The sequence below is a fragment of the Pseudomonas sp. fls2-241-TYG-175 genome, assembly GCF_030209155.1.
In the GTDB taxonomy this organism is placed as follows: Bacteria; Pseudomonadota; Gammaproteobacteria; order Pseudomonadales; family Pseudomonadaceae; genus Aquipseudomonas; species Aquipseudomonas viridiflava.
On sequence record NZ_JARVSO010000001.1, the window covers coordinates 166271 to 188463 of the forward strand.

A 22193-nucleotide genomic window follows, 5' to 3' on the forward strand; every position below is an offset into this window, starting at 1 on the left:
TTTCGAGTGGTGAATCAAATGACATGGGGATCCAAAGCTCTTGCCGAGGGCATAGCTCGGCAGGTCGTGCGTGCTGAGAAGACGTACGGCACCGTTGACCCTAAAGTTACGGTGGAAAACTGGAATGAACGGTTCAACTTCGTCAAGAGCGACAAGGTGGAGCAACTTGTGCGCGCGGTAGAGCTTGAGCTGCCTGCCGTAAGAAATGAGAAAGACGTTCCGAAGATCGACACAGTTTCTTATGCGGTTTTCAAGGCCGCCGCGTTGACGGGGATGCTTGATAGTGAAATTGAGGGGCCCTTGAACGCATAGCTACTGAGACTGAAAAAGTCGCCATTGCTAAGTTAACGTTGGTGATGGCGATTAATCCCCACAAAAGCACGCAATTCCTTCGTCTTGATCGGCAAACATATCGAACTGCGTGTCTGAGTAATCGAGCATCTGCTGATAGCTCGGCCGGTCGAAGCGGAAAAGCGCGCCGTCATTTGTGGCGGCGCTGCTCTGAGTGGCGGTGCGTTCCATCCGAGCCCACCAGTCGGCCTTGCTTCGGTCGCTGGCGATGATTGAGTAGACCTGCTTTGCACCTTTGAGAAAGCACAGGTCGCAGTTACCTTCCAGCGTGCGGCCATTGATCGTTGGTAGCTCCAGGTCAAACGGCTGTGCTTTCCAGAACTCTCCGACCTGCTGCACGCCGATGCCCGAATCCGCCAGCGGCATCACCATCGTGGCGTGTTTGCTCTCTGACGTGGTCTTGCGGTGTCGTATCTTGGCTACCCGGCGCGGTTCATCAGCTCGGATGCCTGTCATCATGTCGACTGGCGTTTCTTCGGTTGAGCATCCAACCATCCGCAGATATTTGTGGATCACCCTGATTTTGAGGTCAATGGTGCAGAACCGTGTGACCGGGTTCGGCAGGTAGCTGCGTTTGCGGATCAGCGCTTCGAACGGCTCGCCGTCCCTGCTGGCTGTTTCATAGGTGGCAATGGCGAAGCCTTGATCATCGTCGCGGTACTCCAGCCAGACGATGGGCACCTGCCAGCGCTGCGCGCATTCGTTCACAAAGTCGAGGGTGGCGGGGTGTTCCTTGCCGGTGTTGGCGAACGTGACGATCAGACCGCCCAGATCATCGTTGGCGTCCAGCACCTGGCGCAGCATGTAGGCGCTGGTCCTGCCACCGGAAAAGCTGACGACCGTCGTCCCGGACATTTTGTAGGGGGACATGTGGATTCCTCGCCGGGGTGGCGTGAGTCGTTGAAGTGGGGTTAGGGGGGCGTTCGTATTAACTGCGTCCAGTGCTAAAAAAAGCGTTGGCTCGATCGGCCTACCGGTGCTGAGGTAGGAGAAACCCTGGAATTTAGAACTTTTTGAATAGAGGACACATACCGTTACAAGATCCTTTAGTGTCTAAACCCCTCGTTTGCGGGGGTTAGCGTCGGAGCCCGACGAACGGCGGTAGTGGTAAATGGCTTGCTTGACGACACAGGGGAACATGACCTGGAGTTCTCGATATGATGCTGCGCAAACTTAACCTTGCCCCCCGATCCGCTATCTGCTTCGGACTGTTCTGTCTGATGATCCTCGCATTAGGACTTATTGCACTCAGGCAGGCATCAAGCTTGAATGATTCCGAAAAATTCGTCGAAACGAACGTGGTACCAAGCATTTCGCTCGTGGGATTAATGGACCGTGAGTTCGTGAGTATCAGAGGTAGCAACTCCAGACTGCGCAATCCTATTGAACCTACTGATCGCAAAGTCGCTGCATTGGAAGACGTGAAAAGATCAAAACAGGCAGTACAGGATTTAATTTCGAAACTGCAACCATTAATAGTGACCCCAAAGGGCAAGCAACTTTTCGGAGAACTATCCCAAGCTTATTCTGAATATCAAATCCTTCAAGACCAATACTTGGCCCTGATCGCTGCATCAAATATTGACGAAGCCGTTAAGCTATCCAGCGGGGCAATGAAGCAGTCTGCTGATACCGTAGAACACCTCATGAAGAGCCTGATTGAGCTGAACAACGCTAAAGCGAAAAAGGCCGGCGATGAAGCTACTGATATTTATGAGGATACGAAGCTGATTGTTGGAGGTTTCATCGCAGCGAGCACGCTCGCAGCAATCGTTCTTGCTCTGATGTACACGCGCAGCATCACGCACCCTATTAGCCAGTCGTTGACCATTGCCGAACGCATTGCCAAAAATGATCTGACCGAGGTCATTGAGCCTCAAGGACATGATGAAGTCGCCCGGCTCATGATGGCTTTGAAGGCAATGCAAGGCGGGCTGCGTACCACGCTTTCCTCCATCTCCGACTCTTCCAATCAGCTCGCTTCAACAGCTGAAGAAATGCATGCGGTCACAGAGGATGCAAATAAAGGCATGCTGCGGCAGAACAATGAAGTCGAGATGGCCGCAACGGCTGTAACCGAAATGAGCGCTGCCGTTGAAGAAGTGGCCAGGAACGCCTCCGCAGCATCAGAGGCTGCCACTCGTTCAAACTCCGCAGCCGTGTCCGGCCGTGCACGCGTAGACCAAACCGTCGAAGCGATCAGCCTCATGGTTGGGAGCGTCGAAGACGCTACCCAGGAAGTGCAAGGGCTCGCTGTAATGGCCACTGACATTAGTAAGGTGCTTGACGTGATCCGTGCGATCGCTGAACAGACCAATCTCCTGGCGCTCAACGCTGCGATTGAAGCTGCTCGAGCCGGTGAGGCCGGCCGTGGGTTCGCAGTGGTAGCCGACGAGGTGAGAGCATTGGCGCACCGCACCCAACAGTCCACCAGCGAGATCGAGCAGATGATCAGCTCGATACAGAAGGGCACGGGAGCAGCTGTGTCGGCTATGAGCCACACGAATGCTCAGGCTCAGAAAACGCTCGATACTGCTCATGGTGCTGGATCTGCATTGGTCGAAATCACTGAGTCGATCGACAACATCACTGAGCGAAATGTGCTGATTGCTACCGCGTCGGAAGAGCAAGCCCAGGTCGCTAGGGAAGTCGATCGCAGTCTGGTGAGCATCCGCGACCTGTCTAATCAAGCTGCTGATGGATCGAGTCAAACAGCCATCGCAACATCTGAACTGACCAAGCTCGCTGTAGAACTGAATCGCCTCGTCGGCCAGTTCCGCATGTAGGCTTCATCTCGAATATTTGCCCCGCGATGCGGGGCTTTTTTATTGAGAAGAAAATCCCGCCGCCGGTGCCGAATCGCGAAATACGTCCATCTGCGCCGCGCCATCCAGCCATTCCGCGTCGATCCGAGCTGGCCTAAATAGTTCGTATATTTTATTTGTTGGCAAAAATACCTATGTCTGGGCATGCTCAGTTCGTAGCGGGGGTAAAATCAGGAGAAATGGGCTAAAGAACTGATTTAAAATCTCTCTGGCTTCGATTTGTCATACATTGCAGGGTGAAAAACATGGAAACGGATAGCCAGGTTAAAAAAGTTCTCGCCAATCCAATATTCATAATCAGTGACGATGCTGCTCTAAAAATTAAAACTCAGTTGATGGTAATAAGTTTTATTGCGTTATTTCTAACTTTGGGTGGAGTGCACGTCGACCAAGGTTCTATTTTTTTTGGGCTCAGGTTTACGGGGCTTACCGAACAAGTTGTAAGGCTAGGGCTATTTATTATAATTGCCTATATGGCCGTACATTTTATTTGGATTAGCTACGACGCCCTACAGGAGTGGGAGATCCGCACAACCGGAACAAAAAAATCTTTCGCCCCTGTCGTCAAGAATGACCTCGAAGAAAACTTCCGTCCTTCACTACCCTCTGACCCCAGGCAGTCTACCCTGTACTTTTGGTGGACTACCCAAGCTGGTCGCATTGGCGATCTCTCGTCCATGATGCAGAAATGTAGTGAGGAGATTAGCCACCTACCTCAGGAAATACTGGAAGTTCTGCGAGAGAGACATGATAGGAAGCTCGACCAAGTGAGGGTTCGCTTGGATGGTATTGATACCCAACTCACTAGCTTGGAGCGCTCGGTTAAATCAGCATTGGGAACTTACGAGTCATCACAGATAAACGATTCGCTAAAAGTATTCGATAGAAGGTTTCATATGTTTTTGGCTAGCCAGAATCTACGCTGGCTAGTTTTTGATTTTCTAGTTCCTGTCTTGCTCGCGGGCTTCGCTTTGTTTCACTTAGTTGAAAGCGAAGAGATTTTGAAAATTATTTTTTAATCGGATTGGCGCTGCCATTCAGCTCGGCGGTGTCTGTCGGTTTGGACATGGGCGTTGCTCCGTGGGCGTTATTCCGCTGGGTGGGATGTTGAGTTGGAGGGGGCGTCGGCGCTGATGGGGGCTTGAAAGCATCCTCCTCATGTCGCTTTCACCTGATGCCAGGCGCCGGCCTTGTAGAAGAGGTTTGCGGCTTGCGCTTCATTCAGGGAAAGCTCGGCAGGGATAGCAATCCAGCCCGAGGCCACGAACTGGGTCTGGTTGCAGCTCTCGCGCAGCTCCAGGTAGTAGTGCTCGATCGCATCGGCCAACTGTTCGACTTTGTAAAAGCCAGCTGGTGATATCTCCACAGATTTCACGTATTCGCCGCTGCGGCCGTCCCGGCACATGGCGCTGAGATAGATGGTCCAGTGATAGGAAAAGTCGAACAGTGCATTGGCGATCGCCAAGCTCCGGATCTGCTTGCAGCTTTTCCAATTCACCATGATCTGGGACCCGGTCGGATCGATGTTCACCACGGCGACATGGTTGGTGCTGAGCAGGGCTCGACAGTTGCGTTGGGCGCGGACGAAGCAGTTGTTCGCTTTGCGCCGTTTCATACTGAGGACGCCAGCTTGCGCAGGGTGACTCCCTCAGCTGGAGTGATCCGCGCTGGGCGGCGCCTGAGCACGGTTTCTGGATCAACGTAGTCTTTGCGACGGGGTGGCGGTGTTGGACGGTAGCCGCTCACGACCGCAATACGGCCGCCTCGGCTTTCAAATTCCGCCATTGCCTCAGCCAGCCGCGCCGACTCCACTTCATTTTTCTGGATTGCACTCAGTTCAGTGGTCATCATGCTGCGACCTGCTCCAGGGTAACCCCCGGCATCGTGAATGCAGCTCCCTGCGAATCAACGAGGTCGTCTAGGTTTTGCCAGTTGACTGTCAGGACCGAGATCGGAGCTTTACCGGCTGCGACGGCCTGCACCAGCGCTTCCAGATCCGTGACGTTCGCCTGAAGCTTCGTCGGTTTCGGCAGCACCTTCGCGGAAGGCGGCACGGCGGTCATCCTCGCGGCCGTTTTATTTACCGGTGTGGCAGCGATAACGGGGGCTACAGCCTTGGCGTTAGCTTCGGCTTCCGCTTCCGCATCTTTTCGCTTCGCCTCTGCGGCCTCCTTGAGTTTGACCGCTTCCTCTTCACGAATGCGCTGGCGTTGAGCTTCTTCCTTTTTGGCTTCAGTCTCCTTGTGCTCATTGATTCGGACTTTGATCAGCGATACCAGGTCATCATTGTTCTTGAGGACGATCTGCTGGGCATCGCTGAACAGAAACGGATACTCGGCGGCGAGCGTGCGCAGGCTTTCGAGATTGGCCCTGATGCTATCGCCGATCTGGCTGGCATCAATTTTCGCGCGGGCCAGCTCGGAGTCGGCTGCATCGCGCAGACTGGATACAGTCTTCTTGCCCTTGATCGCTCCCGCGAAGTCAGCGGGGATGTCAGGTAGCCGGACCTTGCCGCCGAATGAAGCGTTGATCTTGTCCAGGTGATCCCGCAGCGCAGCTTTTGCCTTCAGGACGATCTCGTCACGGATGGCGACCTTGCGAGCTTTCACGAGCTTGTCCAGCTCAAGACGCTTGCGACGCGCCTGCTCCGAAATTTCATCAATCGTGCGGAAGAGGGCGTCGATACTTTCGGTCTGGCTCAGCGCGTGCTGCTTGGCTGCCTCAAGCCGCTCTTCAACCTCGCCGCACCATTTGACTGTCTTCTCAGCATCAGCGAAGTGCTGATCGGTCTGCAGGTCGGTGTTGATGCTTTCAAAGACCGCGAGTGAGTGCGCCTTAAACTGCTCAAGGTTGCTGGCCGTGACCATGCCGGTGACTTCGATGCGCAGGGCGGGAAGCGCGTCGGGCGTTTTGCCCACGGCTTCGATCACTGCCTCTGTCGGCACGAATGCCTCTAGGTCAGCTTCGAACTGTTTCCAGCCGGCGACCAACTTCGCCGCCCGACCTTTCACCGGGAAGTACTCCATGGACACGAAGTTCTTTTCGGTACCGTCCGAGCAAACGAAAATCACCTTCTCTGCGCCAGATACCAGCAGTTGCTGTTCGAGCTGCCAGTAGTAATGAGCGTCAAGATCACCGGCGCGCACATCTGCGGCCAGTTGCTCGTTCCACATTTTATGTTCGAAGACGATCTCGCCCATCATGGTGCAGCCGTCCAGCGAAGCCAGCAGGTCGCCTTCAGTACCGACGACCGGGAACAAGTCTTCGCCGATGCTCGCCTCCAAAATCGGTCGGGCCAGAGCTTCGGCTTCATGGCCCTTGTCGAACAGGTACTTCTGGACCCACCACGAAATGTCGCGGTCCAGTCCGGTCTTTTTGGCATGGAGCAGCTCGGTGCGCTTCATCTGCTTGGAGGCGCCCATCATTACCGGCGCTTCCGATGCGGTGTGGTAGTTCGCGCGAAGGGCGTGCCACTCGACGCTGCCCTGGGTCACTTTATGGGTCTTCATGCGGTTTCTCCGGGAATGGGTGCCATCTTGTTGATGCGATCGAGCTGATCAGCGCTGAGGGTGTATTTCGATTCGAGGAAGGCGATCAGGCTTTCGGTGTCAGTCTTTCCGGTGTCGATGCCTTCCTGCCACTTTGGAAGCATGGTCTTGAACTTCTCTTCGTCGTAGGCCGGAAGCTCCGTTCCCGACTCCTCGCGTTGCGGCGAGACGTCTCGAAATCTCGGCGAGCTTTCTTCCAGCTCATCAGGGCTGTAAACGCCGAGGATGACGTCAGGGCAATACAGGCGAGACCAGCGCTTGGTCGCCAGATAGGCAAGCTGCTGGCGCGGATCGTCGGCCCACAGCGTGCTGTTGCGCGTCCGGGCCTGAGCCAGCAGGAGCTCCAGCACTCGCGGTTCGTCTTCACCGCGGAACGTTGCCCACACCTTTACGCCCAGGCCTTCTTCGTCGGCCAGCTTCCAGCCCGGTTGGCGGTATTCGCCTTTGTCGCCGGTCTTGATCACGAACCTGCCGATGACCTTGTCCCAGTCGCCGTACCACTCGTAATGCAGGCGATCGACGACCGGCGCGCAGGTGGTGATCACCGCGTTGACGAGCTGGGCCTCGTAGCCGAGAACACCATTCACCAGGTGCGTTTTCTGAGCGACAGCGAAGGGGTTCATCTTCCACTGCATGGCCTGCATCACGACGGCAAGACAATCAGCAGAGTTGCCGTTGAAATGCTTCGGCAGAGTGGCGCGGCCGGTGGCCATGACATCGGCCAGACGCATCATCTTGTCGAGGCTGTCGCCGTCCAGCACCAAGGCACTGGTCGACGTCGCGGCATGCGGCAGGACATGCAGGTGTTGCTCGTGCGTTACGGACGCAACGTTTCTTGCAGACATGGGAAATCCTCGCGCTCCGTGCGGGGCGCTGCGGTTGAGTCGAGAAAGGGGGTTATTGCGTCAGGTGCGAAGCGTAGGCGCTGGCCAGCATCCAGAGCGTTGTGAGGAGCAGAGCGACTCCTGATCCGCGCCAGTAAGCGATTCGGCGAGCTCGCTGGAAGCGGGTCACGACCGAACCCTCACAGCAATCCTGCGGCCCTTCATGGTCGGTGCCAGACGCTGCTTCAGATCGCACACCGGCATTTCTCGAGGCTTACCGATGACTTCGTTAAACGGCAGTCCGAACCCGAGGATGGCGATCTTGTTCTCGATCTCGTCGAGCTGCTCGTCGATCAGGGATTTCAAGATGGGCGTGGTCATGCAGCGACCCTCTTCAGATACGCGTTACGCTCGACGAACTTTGCGTCCAGCGCATCTCGGTAACGGTTGGCGGTATGGGTGTCAATCGATCCAGCGAACTCCGCCATTTCAATCATTCCCATCACGAAGGTGCGGTCAGGTCCCGGAGTCCAGGACCGCTTCATCCTTGCGATTTCGAGGCCCAGTCGGGCAAGGGCGGCTTGCGTATTCACTGCTCATCCTCCGCTTGGGCGATAAGTCCGTCGGCCGCCAATGGACGCAGCAAGCTCTCAGCAATCTCAGTAATTGCTCGTTTGCAGTCCGGCAGGCCAAGCGCTTCGACGAGGCCGTCCCGAGCCATCGAGACATTTCCGGTGATCACGCCGTGCATGACCATGCCCAGCGACCAGTTGCTGGAACCTGTTCGGCTCAGGCGCTCCATGAGCAACTCATCCAGTGCGTTGTGGAAGCGCTCCAGCGTGACGCCTTGTTCACTGTGCATGCGGCGCTTGAACTTCACATCCGCGCCCCTCATCAGGTATTCGGCGTGATTCTCGATCCACTGTTGCTCAGCGGGCGTGCACGGTTTTGCCGGCCTTTCCGTCAGAGGAAGGACCTTTGTTGCTGCATTCATGATCGCCTCCAGAGAGTGCGCAACCGCATTGGCCAGATGCCAGGCGCGGGTGACCAAACCCAGCCGTGAGACTGGCCTGGCACCTGCCGATGCGGTCGTATTGGTTTAGGGGAGGGGTGATGCAGGGGACCGACTTAACGGCTTGTACTCATCCGCATCGGGGTGTGATCTGCGCTTGTCATCGCAAGGACGCCCATTCAGTACCGGCTCAAGGCCTCAGCGCGCTGACAACGCGCCCGGTATGGAGTCGCCTTTCCAGATCACACTCCGATGCAGCCTGGCGATGGGGTGCCAAGGTATCGGGCAGTTTTCGTCAGGCTGACGCTGGTGCTGGTTGTTCTGGTGTGCGTTCCAGTTCACAGCATTGCTCGTAATGGGCCAATGCCATTGGCATGTGGTAGCTATCCAGCGGCCACTTGCTCACTTTGCAGCCTTGGCCTGAAGGGCAATGGAAGACAAATAGCTCGCAGGCTTCTTTGTCCATCTGCATGCTTACCTTGGCGCCGCCTGTGAAGTCGTCTTCGATGATGACCATCTGGTGTTGCTCCCGGTTGATAAGCGGTATCAGTAAATCTGTGGGTGTTGCACCGCGACTCGCTACTTGCGTCGGTCGCGGCATGAAATCAGGCGCCTGTTTTTGCAGGGTCAGGCTCCCTGTATCCTCGCTTTCCACAGTCGAGGGAAACCCATATGCTCCGGCCTCCACAGTCGAAACAAGGAATGTATTAATGGCGGAATTTATGGTGCGTGTTGAAATCTTCAAAGCTAACAGCGAAGACTACACAGGCCTTCACGAAGACATGGAAGCGCTTGGGCTTATGAGAACAGTCCAAGGCAACGAGGCTTTGAGCAGGATGCCGCCCGGGACCTATTTCGGAGTAAGCTCGCTAAGCGCTTATGCCCTCCGGGAAAGGATCAGGGTGATCGCCTTGCCTTTCTCAAGCCCGGTCGAGCCCTCGGTATTCGTCGCTCAGGTTAGCGATTGGTCAAGCTGGCTGCCTACGGCCTGATGATGAGCCGCCGCCAGATGCTTGGCGTCCCTTTGGCATTTCGCTCACCCAGTAAGCCAAGTGACTCGACGCGATTGCGAAAGCCTCATCAAAAGTAACCTTCTCGTCCGTCGAAATCTCTTGAACGATCTGACGAAACCGGTCGATCTGTTTTTCGTTCATCTCACTCTCCTGCTTTCCGCGTGGTCCTGAATAGGGACCACCTGGAGAGCATCCGGTCAGCACATGGCTGACCGGCAATCTCAGAATCTTTCTCACTGGCCGCGATTCACTCCGCCAGAACACTATTTTTGATCGCTTTACGCTGCGCGTCTTGGGTAGTGGCCACCCATCTGAGCCGTTAAGGCCGACTCATCGCTGCCTTCGAATCTGGGCCGGTGGTTATCCGGCAGGTCTGGTGCGGTGTGACTAAAGAGCTGGTCGATCCGCTGGGCCTGTTGAGTGGCTGATACGTGTCGATGAGCAAACAATACGCATACGTATTAATTTGGTCAATGCGTTGGCGTATTATTTTTTGCGCGCCCAGAAAAAAACGCTCAGTGGAGGGTTGGGCCAGATCGGGAAAGTTGTCTTCAGGGTGGGTTCAACTGACGGCTAAGGGGCGCTGATCGCTGAGGCAGGGCGGAAGCCTACCAAGGAAAGATCTCGTCAGCGGCGCCGGCCATGAGCGCGATAACGACTGGCAGTGCGAACATTCCGACCAACAAGGCTGTGGATTCAGTCCATGAACACTGGATAGGGAGTGAAAAAGACCGTCCGGTGGGGAGCACGGAAGCCAATCTCGCTCTGATACAATCGATAAACTCGGATTTTGGAGCTGGACATGAAACGGATGATCGCCTTATTGACGGCGGGCCTTGCTTTAGGTGGATGCGCGGGCTCGGTATGGAAAGCCACTGGCAGCACCGACGAATTCACAGACAAGAGCACCATGATAGTGACGACCGGTGACTTTTCTGCGGGTAGCAGCATCATCACGAGCACGCTGAAATTCTATCCAGTTGTGCGAAAGGAGGGCGGCCAAGTCTATGTAGGTGTGATGTCTGGCGGCCGGTTTAAGATCCCTGTAGGTACAGTGCAACTGCGGATCGATCAGAACGAAGCCTGGACTATCACGCCGCAGGAGACGCCAGTCAGTCTAATGCCCGCTGCGCCGCAGTACTTGCTGAACCTGCTACCGGAGCAGGCGGCCATCGTCAAAAATGCACAAGAGCAGGCCATGATCAACGCCGCCCAGATGATGAGCCCATACACGATTACGGGCGGCGATAAGGCCAAGAAGATTCTCAGGCAGATGCTTGCGGGAAAAGTTCTCAAATACCGGACCGTAGGCGTTAACCAGGCGGCCTCGACAACTGGCGAGGTTGCGCTCGATCCATCTCTGGCCGAATCCCTAAGGCTGGCCGGCATAGACGCTGCGTCGTTGTAGTGATTAAACGAGGCTGCTCATTGAGGAGCGGTTTAGATTAAAAAAGGGTGGGGCTTGAACGAAAAAGCCCGGCGCTTGGCCGGGCGATTCATGCACCTCACACTCGGCCGGTCTTCAGCTAGCTTGAATGTAAGCCGAGAAGAACGGCTGCCAGACAGATGCAAAAAAAGCCCTGTGCCGGGATAAAGGTAGGGGCCTAATGCTTCTACGATTTGCTTTCAAGGCGTTTAAGCAACGCTGCCTTCGCTTTACGCTCGGTGCTTCTATTGGTGATTTTCACTTCAAAGTTGTTTGTTTCAATTGTTTCCATCAATACGATGATAGATGTGGATATTGCAAAGCCTAGAAAAGCTCCCGCCACCCTTAGAGTAAACAGCGCAGTAATTGCACCATCAGGAATAGATGACGCGAAAAATAAGATGCCAATAGATGCTGCTGAGATGAAATAAATGAAAATAAGTAATAGGATTCTCAGTGTTTTAGCTTTTATGATGCTGCCGATCCTTCTTTTCTCGTCCCTGTTTAGGCCTTTTAACTTTTTTATATCTATTAGCTTAAATATTAAAGTTGTGGAAAGAGTTATAGGTGCTAGAAATATTGCCATTATGGTTATCGGCATTACTGGTTTGTCTATGGGCACTAACGGGGCTAAAAGCCCCAGCGCATAACCTCCAAGCACGCATAATAATATGGTGCAAGAAAAGCCCCATATCATCATGCCGTCTTGTCGGTTGCTGTTTCTCACTCTGCACTCTCTGTGGTTGCGTCTATTTCGGTAGTTGATATTTTTGATATCAGCCAAGTATGCATTTCATGAAAAAGTACACTTTCGTCTATCAGGCCATTCTCTAGGAACTTTACGCTTATGTTACCAGAAAGTTTTAGCTCGTCGCCTCTAATTTTCCCACCCCCCTGGAGATTGATTACGACGTCTGATTCAGGACTGTGGCGAAGGGATGTAGCTACCGAATCTATGATTTTTTGCCCGGCTTTGCTGGTTTTACGTAGGTAGGTAATCTCCAATGCTACGTGGATGTTTGCTTCGTCTAGGGAGTCTTCCAGATCAAGCTTCTCCAGAAATCCGGACGGAAGGGCAGCCCTTATCAACGATGCAGCCATTCCATGGGGAACGAATCTAACCTTGTTCGCGTGAGTTACCTCCTGATTAGGTGCGTACGTCGCCTCCTTTTTTGGGGTGGATGGGTCTGTATAAACCTCGGTTGTAAGCGGGGCCCCGATTTGAATGCTTTTTACCGGCTTGATCTCCATTTTTTTATAAACAGATTCTGCCGGCTTATCTCTTAGAATGAGCATTGAGTTTGGCGAGACGGCCGAAGAGCAAGTACCTAGAAGCCAAGATAAGTGAGCTTCCAGCTCTCTGCTCTTGAGGGCAGAGGACTGCATGATTATCATGTGATTGTCCAAAACACCAAAATACAGTATCGATTCTATAAATTCGCGCCGCTTTTTGGCGGAAGCTTCTTTTTCCAGCTTAGTAGTGCCTTGTTTCTCATCATCGATTTCCGGGATTTTTTCGGAGGATAGCGAACTTATTGAGTAAAATTCTGCCTCGTCATCAACGGTAATAAAAGTTTGTTTTTTACCTGATTCTAAGATAACAAGCTGACCAAAAGACATGCCGTTGTGTTTTTTAAATTTATTGATGAATATAACAGCGCTGTCGTCATCGTTTATTTTCTGCTGACGCTGACTAGGCTTAGCTATTTTGCTTGAAGAGCTAAGCGCTAGATCAAGAAGTGCTTGGATATTAGGCTCGCCACTTATGAATACGCTTTTATAATGGATAGCTTTAGATTTTGAAGTGCTTTTCATTTTGTAGGCTTCCGTTTCCTATTAATTGATATCCTGATTATTTGAGTTGTTACATTTTTTTTAAACCTTCACCCTGGCGATCAGCCCAGCCTTTACCTCATCCGCATACCCAGCCAGCTTGTCCTCGCCAGCATGGGACCCAGTGATTATCTTGAAGATGGCCTGAGCGTCAGGCTCATTGCCTACAAGGCTCAACCGCTCAGCGATCTGCATCAACTCTACCGACCATTTGAGGTTGGAGGCGAGGCCCTGCATGTCGCGTGCGAGTTCTTGATTCGGTTTTGTCAGCCCCATGTGATGCTCCTACAAATTCCCTCCGCCAGGTTGTTTACCATCATGCAAACTTCATCAGCGACCTAACCACCACCCCAATGATCCTGCAGTCGTCCGCGCATTGCACCGTGGGGTAGGCCGGGTTAAGGGGCTTCAAGAATCTGATGCCGCCATCTTCCACAAGCTTCTTGAAGGTCGCCTCATTGCTACCGGCTAGCTTCGCGATCACCAGCTTGCCTGGGCGCACGTCTGCGCGGGTGTCCACAAGGATCTGCGAGCCCTCTGGAATCGAAGGGGCAGTAGATGCCGTCATCGAGTCTCCTTTGACCTCCAGCCAGAATGCCGGGCCCTTGGCCTTGTATTCAGAAGCCTCGTAGTCGTCATAAGCTCCGGGCGCAAAAGGCTCAACCGCTTCCGACCACCCACCGGCCGTGACCCAGCTCACTACAGGGTAGCTGTACATGCGCGGTGGCTGGTCAACGTGAGCGACATTGGACTGCTCTGCTGATTCTGACGCCGGTCGCGGCCCGCCGTCCCATAGCCATTTGCTCGGAACACGCAAAACCTTCGCAATCCTCTCGATGTTTTCACGCTTAGGGGATTTTGATTCGCCAGTAATTATCCTGTGGATAGTCGGCTGCGTCACGCCAGCCTGACGCGCCAGCTCTCCCTCGCTCCAGCCGCGAGCATTCATCTCCGAGAAGACTCGGTCCCCGATATGCATTTTTCACCAATAAGAAAACGTATTACGGGAGTGTATTGCCTGTACCAATACGTACGCGTATTATTGACTCAATGCGTCGCCGAATTGGAGGCACCTATGACGATTCAACAGATGCTTACCGGCTTGTTCGCCATGGGTTTTTCCCAGAAAGCGATCGCCGAAAAAGCTGAGACCACTCAGCCAACTATTCACCGGGCCAGTAAGGGTGCCGGGGTTCGCTACGAGACAGGGAAAGCTATTGAGACCCTGTACGAAGAAGCCATTCAGAAATCAGCCGCTTAAACCCTTTCATCAGCTACGCGCCCTTGGCCTAAATGACTGATGAGATGTCGTTGGTCCGCCGCTTCAATGAACAAATATTGCCCTGCATCAACGCCAGGCACTACGGAAACAGAATCGAGGTTTTACGAATGGAAAATTTCTTGCGGTCCTGCCAGAGCGCCGTCCTCGAAAACGAGGCCAAAAGCTTGGCGGCGAAAATGGGGGTTGCTCACGTGAGCCTGCTCCAGCGCGCGAACCCGGACAACGATGCTCACCACCTGACCATTGAGCACCTATTCGGGATTCTGCTGCACGCGAATGATCTGCGACCGCTGAAGGCCCTTGCTGACGAGTTCGGCTGCGATGTCGTTGCACGCCTGCGGCCAGCGCCTAAACCACTGCTTGCGGCCTTGGCGCATCTCGCCGCCGAGTCCGGCGACGTTAAGCGCCTGATCTATGACGCCACCGTCGACAACCATATCAGCCAGCACGAGAAAGCGCAGGGCGACAAGGCCATTCAGGAGGCGATCGACGCGCTCCAGGTGCTTCGCGAATCGCTGAAGGCTGCCTGATGAACCGGACCAAGACGGTCGGGAAGTCCTGATATGCAATACACCGTCACAATAAATCAGGTGAAAGCGCTGGAGTGGGGGCTGAATTCTCAGCAGGCCCTTCTGTTCGCGTTCGTCTATGGATGCCCGAGCTGGACCAAGCCAGTCAAGACCGATAGCGGGATTTACTTCGCGTTGAGCAAGGCAAAGATCATTGAGGAGCTTCCGCTGCTTACTGACAAGCCTGATACCGCGTATCGCATGTTGAAAGCGTTGGAAGAGGCCGGTTTGATCGAGCTTTCTAGCACGTCAAACATCACGCTTTTTCGTCTGACAGCGAAGGCCGTCGAGTGGAATCAGAAACTCGATGGGTCGGAAAAATATCCGACCCTACCAGACGGCAAGGCTCGGAAAAAAATCCGAGCTACCTCGGAGAAAAATCCGATCAAGGTCGGAAAAAAATCCGGGCAAGGGTCGGAAAAATCTCCGACAAATCAGGATACAAGTAATCAGGATACCAATCAGGGTACAAGTCAGAGTTTGCAGGACGCTCCGGACGAGCCGGTTCAGTCCCGACACATGACTTCGGTTGATGGGCTCACGGAGGCACCCCGGGTTGAGATTCCCGCCGACATGCCGGGACCGAAAGATCGAACCTGCAAAACGTTCAAGGTCTGGGCGAATTATGCGATGGCCTATCGCAAACGCTACAGCGCCTGGCCTGTTTGGAACGCCAAGGTCGGCGGTCAGCTAGGTCAGCTGGTCGACCGTCTCGGCGCCGACGTCGCGCATCACGTCGCTGCCCACTTCCTGAAAACCAGCGATGCCGCCGTTCTGCGCAAATGTCACAGCCTAAACGAGCTGCTGGCCAACGCGGAGAGCTATCACACCCAGTGGGTAACCGGTCAGCGCGTCAACGGCACAACCGCACGCCAGATGGAAAGAACCGAGGCGAACCTGTCCGCAGCCGAGCAGGCCTTCCAAACGGTTCTCGCCAAACGCCAAGCAGGTGACCGCAATGAATACCTCTGAGATGAACGACCAGCAGGTTGCCGGGCTAGCGGCCGCTATTTGCGCAACAGCCGAGGCCATGGGGCAGGAAATGAATCCAGGCACCGCCGCGATGATGGCGGAAGACCTTTGCGCTTACTCGGTGCCGGTGGTGAAAGCCGCGCTCAAGGCCTGCCGTTTCGAGGTGAAGGGAAAGCTGGCAATGGCTGACATCCTCCAGCGCGTGCAGTCCTCTGACGGTCGCCCAGGCAAGGACGAGGCTTGGGCCATCGCGCTGACGACCAATGACGAATTCGAAACCGTGGTGCTGACCGACGAAATCCAACTGGCCCTCGCCGCGGCAAAGCCGGTTCTTAACGCCGGCGACCAGATTGGTGCCCGCATGGCCTTCATGAGTGCGTACGAGCGTTTCGTAAAGCTGGCCCGTGATCAAGCCAAGTCGGTTAGCTGGCACGTCTCTGTAGGTTTCGACGCCAACCGCCGAGTCGAGGCCATCACCTCCGCCGTGCAGATGCAGCGCATTCCGCAAGAACGAGGACAGTTGTATCTGGCGGATCTCAATGTGGCGCCCATCACGCAGGACGGCGAGGCCATTGCTGGACTGCTTACCGGACAGGTCACCAACCCAAGCCCAGATGTGCGCGAAAAACTCCAGGCCGTGAAAGACAGCATGCACGAGATGAGAGCTGCCTCCGCCGAACGCAAGAACGAGCTGAAGATCAAGGCCGCCAATGCCTTGGCCAATCGCCTAGCGCTGCTCCAGCAGCAGGCTGAAGAACTGGAATTGAGGAGGGCGGGGCAATGATCAACGACAAGGTGCGAGAACAATTTGAGGCGTGGGCACTGTCTTGCAACCAGATGATCGACAAGGCGAACGGCGTCTACCTGGTGCGCTCGGTCGATTGCCTATGGGTGGCATGGCGGGCTTCCCGCGAGGCGCTGGTGATTGATCTGCCTGACGCATGGCATCAAGACCGGCAACGTCTCATGGACGCGGATGAGGTTTCGGAAACCATCCAAGCTGCAGGCTTGAGGATTCAGCCATGACCGACAAGATCAGTGTCAACTGTCAGTCCAAGCTCACCGAAGCCGTCACGCGCATGACCGCGATGTTCCGCGAGAAGAAGTTCGTCGTCGTGTCGCTGCGCCCGGGCAAGGACCGCACGCTCGACCAGAACGCATTGTGGTTCGCGTTCTACAAGCGCATCTCCGAAATGACCCAGATCGGCGACGCCAGTGAGGCCCGCAAGTACTGCAAGCTGCACCACGGCGTCCAGATCCTGATCAACGAGGACGAGGATTACCGCGCAGCATGGCACCGGACCACCAGGCACCTGACCTACGAGGAAAAGCTCGGACTGATGGGCGACAGCAAGTTGCTCGGGCCGGACGGATTTCCGGTCACCAGCATGTTCAATCGCGCCCAGGGTGTGGCGTACACGGACCGCATCCTGACTGAGTTCTCGGCGCTGGGCGTCTTCTTCGGCGATCTGATCGGCGAGGTGGCGGCATGAATCATCAATTCAAGTCTGGCGACCTGGCGGTGATCGTTGGGTCTAGCAAGGGTATTTCTCCAAATATTGGAATGGCTGTGGAGTTAGTGCAGAAGCGGGCTACGAACGAGGCTTTCGGTCTTGCAGATGGCAGGCGGTTTTTAAATCGAGGCACGGAGAGCTGGTTGGTACAGGCCTCCGGACTGTCCGCAAATCTCCATACCGGGGGCTGGCTAGATGTTGGCGGCGTAGCCCTGGTTGAGGAGCGTCACTTAATACCCCTGCGCGGCGACTTCGCCCCTGAGCAGCAGAAATCCAAGGAGGCCGAGCCATGCGCATGAGCCTCCAAGCCAAAACCCCCAAGGCGAAGAAATGCCGCGTACCTGAGTGCGGGGCCTCATTTGTCCCGCAGAAACTCGGGCAGGCGGTATGCAGTCCGGCCTGCGCGATCGTGGACGCACCGAGGAATCAGGCCAAGGCCCACAAGGCGCTGGCTCAGTTCGAGCGCCGGGAAATCAAGATTCGCAAAGAGGCCCTGAAAAGTCGTTCAGAGCACATGAAGGACACCCAGCAGGCGTTCAACGAGTGGGTTCGTCACCGCGACGCTGCGCTGCCTTGCGTGAGCTGTAGTCGGCACCACGAAGGGAAGTATGACGCTGGGCATTACCGGACTGTCGGGAGCAACCCTGCGCTGCGCTTTGAGCCGATGAACTGCCACAAGCAATGCGTGCCCTGTAATCAACACAAGTCCGGAAATGTCGTGGAGTATCGGCTCGAGCTGGTGCGTCGCATCGGCATAGTTAATGTGGAATGGCTCGAAGGCCCTCATGAGCCCCAGAAATACACTATCGAAGAATTGAAAGCCCTGACAGGCAAGTACCGGGCACTGACAAGAGAATTGAAAAGGGCAGCAGCATGAAAATCCACTCAGCACGTCAGGCGTGGCATGACTGCACCTATATTCCAGCTCCTGGTCAGTCCTCTGACGTCGTTCAGCTCGGCGTGGTAGTGCAGGGTACGGAGCGAGGTCCAACGGCCAACCATGCGATGCACAGCACACTGGCCGGGCATATCCAGTCGGCTATCGCCAAGCTGCACCCGCAGGTACGTGTGTTCGGGGAATACATGTACGCCGCCAACCGTGACGACGACATCAACGAGGCGGCAGAGGGCGTGGTGTTCGGTATGGTCATGTCGAAGTCCAAGCGCATGACGGCCGGCAAGCGTGAGAAGCTGCAGTACGTGGTGAAGGGCGTGATGCGCCGATATCGCTACATGCATCAGGGCGGCCAGTCGGCCAATGAAGATCCGCTGATTAAGCCTGAAGCGTTTCGATCGTGGCTGATGGGTGAGTTCGGGGTGAAGCTGGAATCTTGTAACTGGGATCGGGATTGGGAGTGCTTCGTGCGCCTTTCCTTCGAATGCTGTGAGGACGTGGACCGGATGGCGTTGAGTCCGGTTGGAGCGGTCATTTATAAGATGAGAGAAGCCGCTTGACTTCCCGTGCGGCTGAGGGCATCATTTTGCCATATTGAGTATTTTGCCTACGGCAATTAAAGCATAGTATCTAGAAGGCCCGACCTTGTTGTCGGGCTTTTTTATGGACGATTGAATCGCGAGCTTTAATAAAATAGGAATAAGCTAGGGATAGATTCCGTCGCTGAAGCTATGATTATCGCCATTACAATTAAAGTAACGGTGCCGAGAGCAATTAGGCTGAGTCTAAACATAATCGGCCAAGCAGGTTTTTCCTTAAAGCTAAAACACAGCCAGACGATAGCGAGCGTTGTAAAACCGCTCGCAACCAACATTCCGCTGGTGTTTATTATTTGTCGGATTTCGTAGCTAATGCCGAGGTTTTCCATAGGCGCTTGGAATTCCTTTAGCCCCACTGCAAGCGCTGCACAAAGCGCTAAATTCTTAACGCCATCGAACAGGGTTTTGATGTCATCAAGACCGGATTTGTTTCGGTTTTCCATCCCTCACCCCTAAATTTAGTTAAATACTTGTTCGTGATATTCCTCATATTATTGGTCTATGTCACTGGCTAGTACAGTAAAGATGTTTTGGTGGTTGAGCGCGGCGTTAGATATCAGCATGCATTCTGAGGCTCACCGTTCTGGCGAGTTTTTCATTACTGGAGAAAAAATGGACCCAACCGACCTCGGCCCAGGCACAGCTACCTGGCTGGGCGGTACGGGCACGATCCTACTTGGTGGCTTCCTGTGGTTGAGGAAATTCCTCTCCAAGGATGCAGCCGACCGCGCGATGGACAATGCCGACATCGGCACCGTCCGCCGGCTGAACGAACTGCTCGACTCTGAACGTGTGGCGCGCAAAGAAGCCGAGACCCGCGCTGACCAGTTCGCCAAAGAGCGCAATGAACTCGCTGCTGCCGTCGGCCGCATGGAAGGGAAGATCGAAGCCCTGACCAGCCACATCGTGCAGCTCACCGACAAGGTCACCAGCCAGAGCGCTGAAATCGCTCGTCTGCGTGCGCAGCTCGGAGGAAACAACTGATGGATAGATGCGCAATCAATTTCGTCGCCCGCCACTGGTGGAGAAGAGTAGAAGTTTGGTTGATGGCTATCCTGCTGATAGCGGGAGGCGCAATGCTCGGCTTTCAGGTTGCCCAGTGGCAGCTCGCAAGCTGGTACAGCGTGCAGCTTGCCGAAGCCCGCCGTGGTTATGACGAGGCCACCATTCAGCGCGACATGCGCCTCAACAAACTTGCCAAGTCCGCGACTGAAGCAGCTGTGAAGGTTGAGGGCGCAGCGGGGAAGGCGACACAGGCCGCAGAGACCGCAGGGAAGGCTGCCGATAAAGTTCATGAGGCGCTGGAGCGGCAAACGCCGTAGCGCACCATAAGCCCAAGCGCTGACATTTGTTGGTTCAGAATCAATTTAAGGTTTGGCGGTGTTCTTTAACGGCAAGGTTTGGAAACCCGATTGGCCTTGCGCCCAATCGGGTCTGAAGCTTCACCGATAGCTATTGAAAAGGCATGGCACCAGTGGTTGGCCTACAGCCGAGCATTCACTACCTTTGTTGTATAGAGGCTGCATCAAGGACCCCATGACGAAGCCAAATACGATGGCCACTACTAAGTAGGCTTTGGCTCGTTCCTTCGGTTTATCAGTGTTGTCCATCCAAGCCCCGAGGGTTCGTAGCTGGCGGCCAGCGAGGTAGAGGAGGCAAAAAGCCAGAGGAAGGGCAAAGCTCAAGATTCCGATTTCAAAGCCTGGTTTCATGTTCAGATCCTCATATTTGGATCCAATCTTATAAACAATCTGTTCTTCTCTTTCAACCCGATCTCCGCGAAGCGCTCATCCGCAAGTGCCGTTGCCGGGGCATATTGGCGCGCGGCACATTGGAGTAGTACATGACGACCATAGCGTACAAAGACGGCGTGATCGCCTATGACTCCCGCCAGACCAGAGGCGGAGCAATCGTTTCCGATGATTGCCTGAAGTGCGAGATCGTAAACGGCGTGAGCTTCTTCTTGTCTGGATGCGTGTGCGATGAGCAGGCACTGATCGCGGCCTACTTCGGCACCCCTTCAAAAGATCCCGTGGAGTGCTCAGGTTTCGTCGCAGATAACGGCAAACTCATGATGGTCGGGCATGACGACAAGACAGGTATCTGGAAGCAGCCGCTCGATCCGGCTAACGCTGACGCTATTGGGAGCGGATCTGCCTACGCCTTGGCAGCAATGGATATGGGGGCTAGCGCAGATGAGGCGGTCCGCGCCGCGATGAAGCGTGACATCTACACGGGCGGGACCGCTCGGACGATGGTCATTCGCGAAGAGGGTGTGCCGCAGGTTTAGTGCGGCACGGGCTGACGGTTAATCACGGTCGCTTAAGTGCGTCTATGAGACCGAATATACCGCTTGGCTGCTCGTTCATACGGGTGTCGGAGAGCGGTTCAAATATAACCTGCGCGCTGACTATTATCTGATCGTTGAGTGTGAGCTTACAAAAGGTCTCGCGCGCTGCATCGGTAGATGCTTGTTGCAGTGGATCGCATTTGAGAAAGCCAAAATGATCATTGATGCGCACCTTTGCTCCTTGAATCGCATCGCTGAGTTGAAACTTGGCGGGCATTCGATTGCCAATCCCGGCCCATATCTGGGGTTGATCGTCAAAGGAAAAACCTGAATGGGACCTAGCGCACAAATTCACGCTGGTGCGCTTCCCGTCAATGATCTGAGCGTCGGTGTAGCAAACATAGTGCCTTGTCACGACGTCCACCTTTCCGGGGCCATAGTTCGTCTTGGTCTCCTGTGGGTATGAGGCACACCCGCTGAGTAACAGAGATGCTAGTGCCGTAACTATGGTGAGGCGGGTGCTTGCGAGCGACATTGGGCAGCTACCTTGCTGTAAAAAATTGGCATTAATACCGGCTAATAGCCATCATTTCAAGCTTTAGGTGATTTATGGGAAGGCCATATCCGCCATCTTCTCTTCTTGAGCTGTCGGATCTATCCGGCTTCGGTATACGCCTGACTCCTGCGCCCGAGGTGTGGAACTGGCTCCAGTCCGAAATCCTCGCTGATACAGGCAGCATCCACAACGAAGAACACGCCCATCTGATCGATGCTGACATCTGCGTCATGTGGGCGTCATCTGCATTCACGAAGCAGGGTCGCACAGTACTGGGCCAGGCTGAACAGGTCGCCTTCCGAGCAGGCGGGTGGCAGAAGGCACGGATGGAGCAACAGATGCGTGACTGGTTCGGCTACGTACCGGGCTACATCATCACCCTGGCCGCAGATTACTGCTCGCAATGTCCGGACGATGACTTCTGCGCACTGGTCGAGCATGAGCTGTACCACATCACCCAGGCGACCGATCAGTACGGCGCACCCAAGTTTACCCAGGACGGGTTACCCAAGCTTGAGATGCGTGGCCACGACGTCGAAGAGTTCGTCGGTGTGGTCCGTCGCTATGGGGCAAGCCCGGACGTCCAGCTGCTGGTCGATGCTGCAAACAAGCCCGCTGAGGTGGGCAAACTCAACATATCGAGGGCCTGCGGAACCTGTCTGCTCAAGTCGGCCTGAAATTTGA

General features: G+C 54.8%; 33 protein-coding genes and 1 pseudogene. 18 read left to right on the forward strand and 16 right to left on the reverse strand.

Going from position 1 to position 22193, the window contains the following annotated elements:
* The first annotated feature begins 18 nt into the window (after positions 1-18).
* Positions 19-312 (forward strand): hypothetical protein, encoded by a 294-nt coding sequence (locus QRN20_RS00765; RefSeq protein ID WP_122418602.1) that lies wholly within the window; start codon positions 19-21, stop codon positions 310-312.
* Between the two features lie 51 nt (positions 313-363).
* On the opposite strand, the gene QRN20_RS00770 is transcribed toward QRN20_RS00765, so the two are convergent.
* Positions 364-1221, reverse strand: a complete 858-nt coding sequence (locus tag QRN20_RS00770; protein WP_285359864.1) for a phosphoadenosine phosphosulfate reductase domain-containing protein — start codon at positions 1219-1221, stop codon at positions 364-366.
* Positions 1222-1511: 290 nt separating this feature from the next.
* Between QRN20_RS00770 and QRN20_RS26715 the strand changes: the two are divergent.
* The 3 genes and pseudogenes from QRN20_RS26715 to QRN20_RS00780 all read left to right on the forward strand — a co-directional run.
* Positions 1512-2279, forward strand: a pseudogene (locus tag QRN20_RS26715) (MCP four helix bundle domain-containing protein); the annotation flags it as partial.
* 129 nt (positions 2280-2408) lie between these two features.
* Entirely contained in the window at positions 2409-3137 is a 729-nt protein-coding gene (locus QRN20_RS26720) for a methyl-accepting chemotaxis protein (RefSeq protein WP_502942015.1), read from the forward strand.
* Positions 3138-3421: 284 nt separating this feature from the next.
* Entirely contained in the window at positions 3422-4195 is a 774-nt protein-coding gene (locus QRN20_RS00780; protein WP_285359867.1) for a hypothetical protein, read from the forward strand.
* Between the two features lie 137 nt (positions 4196-4332).
* On the opposite strand, the gene QRN20_RS00785 is transcribed toward QRN20_RS00780, so the two are convergent.
* From QRN20_RS00785 to QRN20_RS00825, 9 genes are all read right to left on the reverse strand, one after another.
* Positions 4333-4791, reverse strand: coding sequence for a hypothetical protein (locus QRN20_RS00785; protein ID WP_285359868.1), 459 nt, complete (start codon positions 4789-4791; stop codon positions 4333-4335).
* Positions 4788-5027 carry a hypothetical protein gene (locus tag QRN20_RS00790; RefSeq protein WP_285359869.1) on the reverse strand — a complete coding sequence of 80 codons (240 nt, stop codon included), beginning with the start codon at positions 5025-5027 and terminating at the stop codon, positions 4788-4790. Before QRN20_RS00790 ends, QRN20_RS00785 begins: the two co-directional genes overlap by 4 nt.
* Positions 5024-6685, reverse strand: coding sequence for a YqaJ viral recombinase family protein (locus QRN20_RS00795; RefSeq protein WP_122498908.1), 1662 nt, complete (start codon positions 6683-6685; stop codon positions 5024-5026). Before QRN20_RS00795 ends, QRN20_RS00790 begins: the two co-directional genes overlap by 4 nt.
* Positions 6682-7569: a recombinase RecT gene (gene recT, locus QRN20_RS00800; protein ID WP_285359873.1), complete on the reverse strand. Its 888-nt coding sequence runs from the start codon at positions 7567-7569 to the stop codon at positions 6682-6684. The genes QRN20_RS00795 and recT overlap by 4 nt, the downstream gene beginning before the upstream one ends.
* A 165-nt stretch (positions 7570-7734) precedes the next feature.
* Complete coding sequence (locus QRN20_RS00805) at positions 7735-7929, reverse strand: hypothetical protein (RefSeq protein WP_122503143.1); 195 nt, start codon at positions 7927-7929, stop codon at positions 7735-7737.
* Positions 7926-8141, reverse strand: a complete 216-nt coding sequence (locus QRN20_RS00810; RefSeq protein WP_285359876.1) for a hypothetical protein — start codon at positions 8139-8141, stop codon at positions 7926-7928. The genes QRN20_RS00805 and QRN20_RS00810 overlap by 4 nt, the downstream gene beginning before the upstream one ends.
* Positions 8138-8542, reverse strand: coding sequence for a hypothetical protein (locus QRN20_RS00815; protein WP_285359878.1), 405 nt, complete (start codon positions 8540-8542; stop codon positions 8138-8140). Before QRN20_RS00815 ends, QRN20_RS00810 begins: the two co-directional genes overlap by 4 nt.
* A gap of 313 nt (positions 8543-8855) precedes the next feature.
* Positions 8856-9077, reverse strand: coding sequence for a hypothetical protein (locus QRN20_RS00820; RefSeq protein ID WP_122439833.1), 222 nt, complete (start codon positions 9075-9077; stop codon positions 8856-8858).
* A 451-nt stretch (positions 9078-9528) separates the two neighbouring features.
* On the reverse strand, positions 9529-9714 hold the full coding sequence (locus QRN20_RS00825; RefSeq protein ID WP_285359882.1) for a hypothetical protein: 186 nt from the start codon (positions 9712-9714) through the stop codon (positions 9529-9531).
* Between the two features lie 661 nt (positions 9715-10375).
* On the opposite strand from QRN20_RS00825, the gene QRN20_RS00830 reads away from it, so the two are divergent.
* Complete coding sequence (locus QRN20_RS00830; RefSeq protein ID WP_285359884.1) at positions 10376-10981, forward strand: hypothetical protein; 606 nt, start codon at positions 10376-10378, stop codon at positions 10979-10981.
* A 205-nt stretch (positions 10982-11186) separates the two neighbouring features.
* Here QRN20_RS00830 and QRN20_RS00835 read toward each other — a convergent pair whose 3' ends face one another.
* The 4 genes from QRN20_RS00835 to QRN20_RS00850 are packed head-to-tail and all read right to left on the reverse strand — an operon-like array spanning position 11187 to position 13781.
* Positions 11187-11726, reverse strand: coding sequence for a hypothetical protein (locus QRN20_RS00835; RefSeq protein ID WP_285359885.1), 540 nt, complete (start codon positions 11724-11726; stop codon positions 11187-11189).
* Positions 11723-12814 (reverse strand): hypothetical protein, encoded by a 1092-nt coding sequence (locus QRN20_RS00840; protein WP_285359886.1) that lies wholly within the window; start codon positions 12812-12814, stop codon positions 11723-11725. The genes QRN20_RS00835 and QRN20_RS00840 overlap by 4 nt, the downstream gene beginning before the upstream one ends.
* A gap of 60 nt (positions 12815-12874) precedes the next feature.
* On the reverse strand, positions 12875-13108 hold the full coding sequence (locus QRN20_RS00845) for a hypothetical protein (RefSeq protein ID WP_285359888.1): 234 nt from the start codon (positions 13106-13108) through the stop codon (positions 12875-12877).
* A gap of 40 nt (positions 13109-13148) precedes the next feature.
* Positions 13149-13781 (reverse strand): LexA family protein, encoded by a 633-nt coding sequence (locus QRN20_RS00850; RefSeq protein WP_502942000.1) that lies wholly within the window; start codon positions 13779-13781, stop codon positions 13149-13151.
* 126 nt (positions 13782-13907) lie between these two features.
* Between QRN20_RS00850 and QRN20_RS00855 the strand changes: the two genes are divergently transcribed.
* From QRN20_RS00855 to QRN20_RS00895, 9 genes are all read left to right on the forward strand, one after another.
* The gene (locus QRN20_RS00855) at positions 13908-14093 is read left to right on the forward strand and encodes a hypothetical protein (protein WP_016567845.1); all 186 of its coding nucleotides are present in this window, start codon (positions 13908-13910) and stop codon (positions 14091-14093) included.
* Positions 14094-14221: 128 nt separating this feature from the next.
* On the forward strand, positions 14222-14644 hold the full coding sequence (locus QRN20_RS00860) for a phage regulatory CII family protein (RefSeq protein ID WP_285359960.1): 423 nt from the start codon (positions 14222-14224) through the stop codon (positions 14642-14644).
* A 33-nt stretch (positions 14645-14677) separates the two neighbouring features.
* Positions 14678-15655, forward strand: a complete 978-nt coding sequence (locus tag QRN20_RS00865) for a phage replication protein (protein WP_285359890.1) — start codon at positions 14678-14680, stop codon at positions 15653-15655.
* Positions 15642-16439 (forward strand): hypothetical protein, encoded by a 798-nt coding sequence (locus QRN20_RS00870; RefSeq protein WP_285359891.1) that lies wholly within the window; start codon positions 15642-15644, stop codon positions 16437-16439. Before QRN20_RS00865 ends, QRN20_RS00870 begins: the two co-directional genes overlap by 14 nt.
* Positions 16436-16681: a phiTE_015 family protein gene (locus QRN20_RS00875; protein ID WP_285359892.1), complete on the forward strand. Its 246-nt coding sequence runs from the start codon at positions 16436-16438 to the stop codon at positions 16679-16681. Before QRN20_RS00870 ends, QRN20_RS00875 begins: the two co-directional genes overlap by 4 nt.
* A complete protein-coding gene (locus QRN20_RS00880; protein WP_285359893.1) occupies positions 16678-17148 on the forward strand; it encodes a hypothetical protein in 471 nt (156 codons plus the stop codon). Before QRN20_RS00875 ends, QRN20_RS00880 begins: the two co-directional genes overlap by 4 nt.
* Positions 17145-17468 carry a hypothetical protein gene (locus QRN20_RS00885; RefSeq protein WP_285359894.1) on the forward strand — a complete coding sequence of 108 codons (324 nt, stop codon included), beginning with the start codon at positions 17145-17147 and terminating at the stop codon, positions 17466-17468. The genes QRN20_RS00880 and QRN20_RS00885 overlap by 4 nt, the downstream gene beginning before the upstream one ends.
* Positions 17459-18046, forward strand: coding sequence for a recombination protein NinG (locus tag QRN20_RS00890; RefSeq protein WP_192061980.1), 588 nt, complete (start codon positions 17459-17461; stop codon positions 18044-18046). The genes QRN20_RS00885 and QRN20_RS00890 overlap by 10 nt, the downstream gene beginning before the upstream one ends.
* On the forward strand, positions 18043-18624 hold the full coding sequence (locus QRN20_RS00895) for a hypothetical protein (RefSeq protein ID WP_285359895.1): 582 nt from the start codon (positions 18043-18045) through the stop codon (positions 18622-18624). Before QRN20_RS00890 ends, QRN20_RS00895 begins: the two co-directional genes overlap by 4 nt.
* A gap of 125 nt (positions 18625-18749) precedes the next feature.
* On the opposite strand, the gene QRN20_RS00900 is transcribed toward QRN20_RS00895, so the two are convergent.
* Positions 18750-19106 (reverse strand): hypothetical protein, encoded by a 357-nt coding sequence (locus tag QRN20_RS00900; protein WP_285359896.1) that lies wholly within the window; start codon positions 19104-19106, stop codon positions 18750-18752.
* Positions 19107-19275: 169 nt separating this feature from the next.
* Between QRN20_RS00900 and QRN20_RS00905 the strand changes: the two genes are divergently transcribed.
* From QRN20_RS00905 to QRN20_RS00915, 3 genes are all read left to right on the forward strand, one after another.
* Positions 19276-19647: a DUF3450 domain-containing protein gene (locus tag QRN20_RS00905; protein WP_025995758.1), complete on the forward strand. Its 372-nt coding sequence runs from the start codon at positions 19276-19278 to the stop codon at positions 19645-19647.
* A complete protein-coding gene (locus tag QRN20_RS00910) occupies positions 19647-19985 on the forward strand; it encodes a hypothetical protein (protein ID WP_025995759.1) in 339 nt (112 codons plus the stop codon). The genes QRN20_RS00905 and QRN20_RS00910 overlap by 1 nt, the downstream gene beginning before the upstream one ends.
* 521 nt (positions 19986-20506) lie before the next feature.
* Entirely contained in the window at positions 20507-20953 is a 447-nt protein-coding gene (locus QRN20_RS00915) for an Ntn hydrolase family protein (RefSeq protein WP_285359897.1), read from the forward strand.
* 22 nt (positions 20954-20975) lie between these two features.
* On the opposite strand, the gene QRN20_RS00920 is transcribed toward QRN20_RS00915, so the two are convergent.
* Positions 20976-21230, reverse strand: a complete 255-nt coding sequence (locus QRN20_RS00920) for a hypothetical protein (protein ID WP_241090374.1) — start codon at positions 21228-21230, stop codon at positions 20976-20978.
* 332 nt (positions 21231-21562) lie between these two features.
* Between QRN20_RS00920 and QRN20_RS00925 the strand changes: the two genes are divergently transcribed.
* Positions 21563-22186, forward strand: a complete 624-nt coding sequence (locus QRN20_RS00925) for a putative metallopeptidase (RefSeq protein ID WP_285359898.1) — start codon at positions 21563-21565, stop codon at positions 22184-22186.
* Positions 22187-22193: the final 7 nt, after the last annotated feature.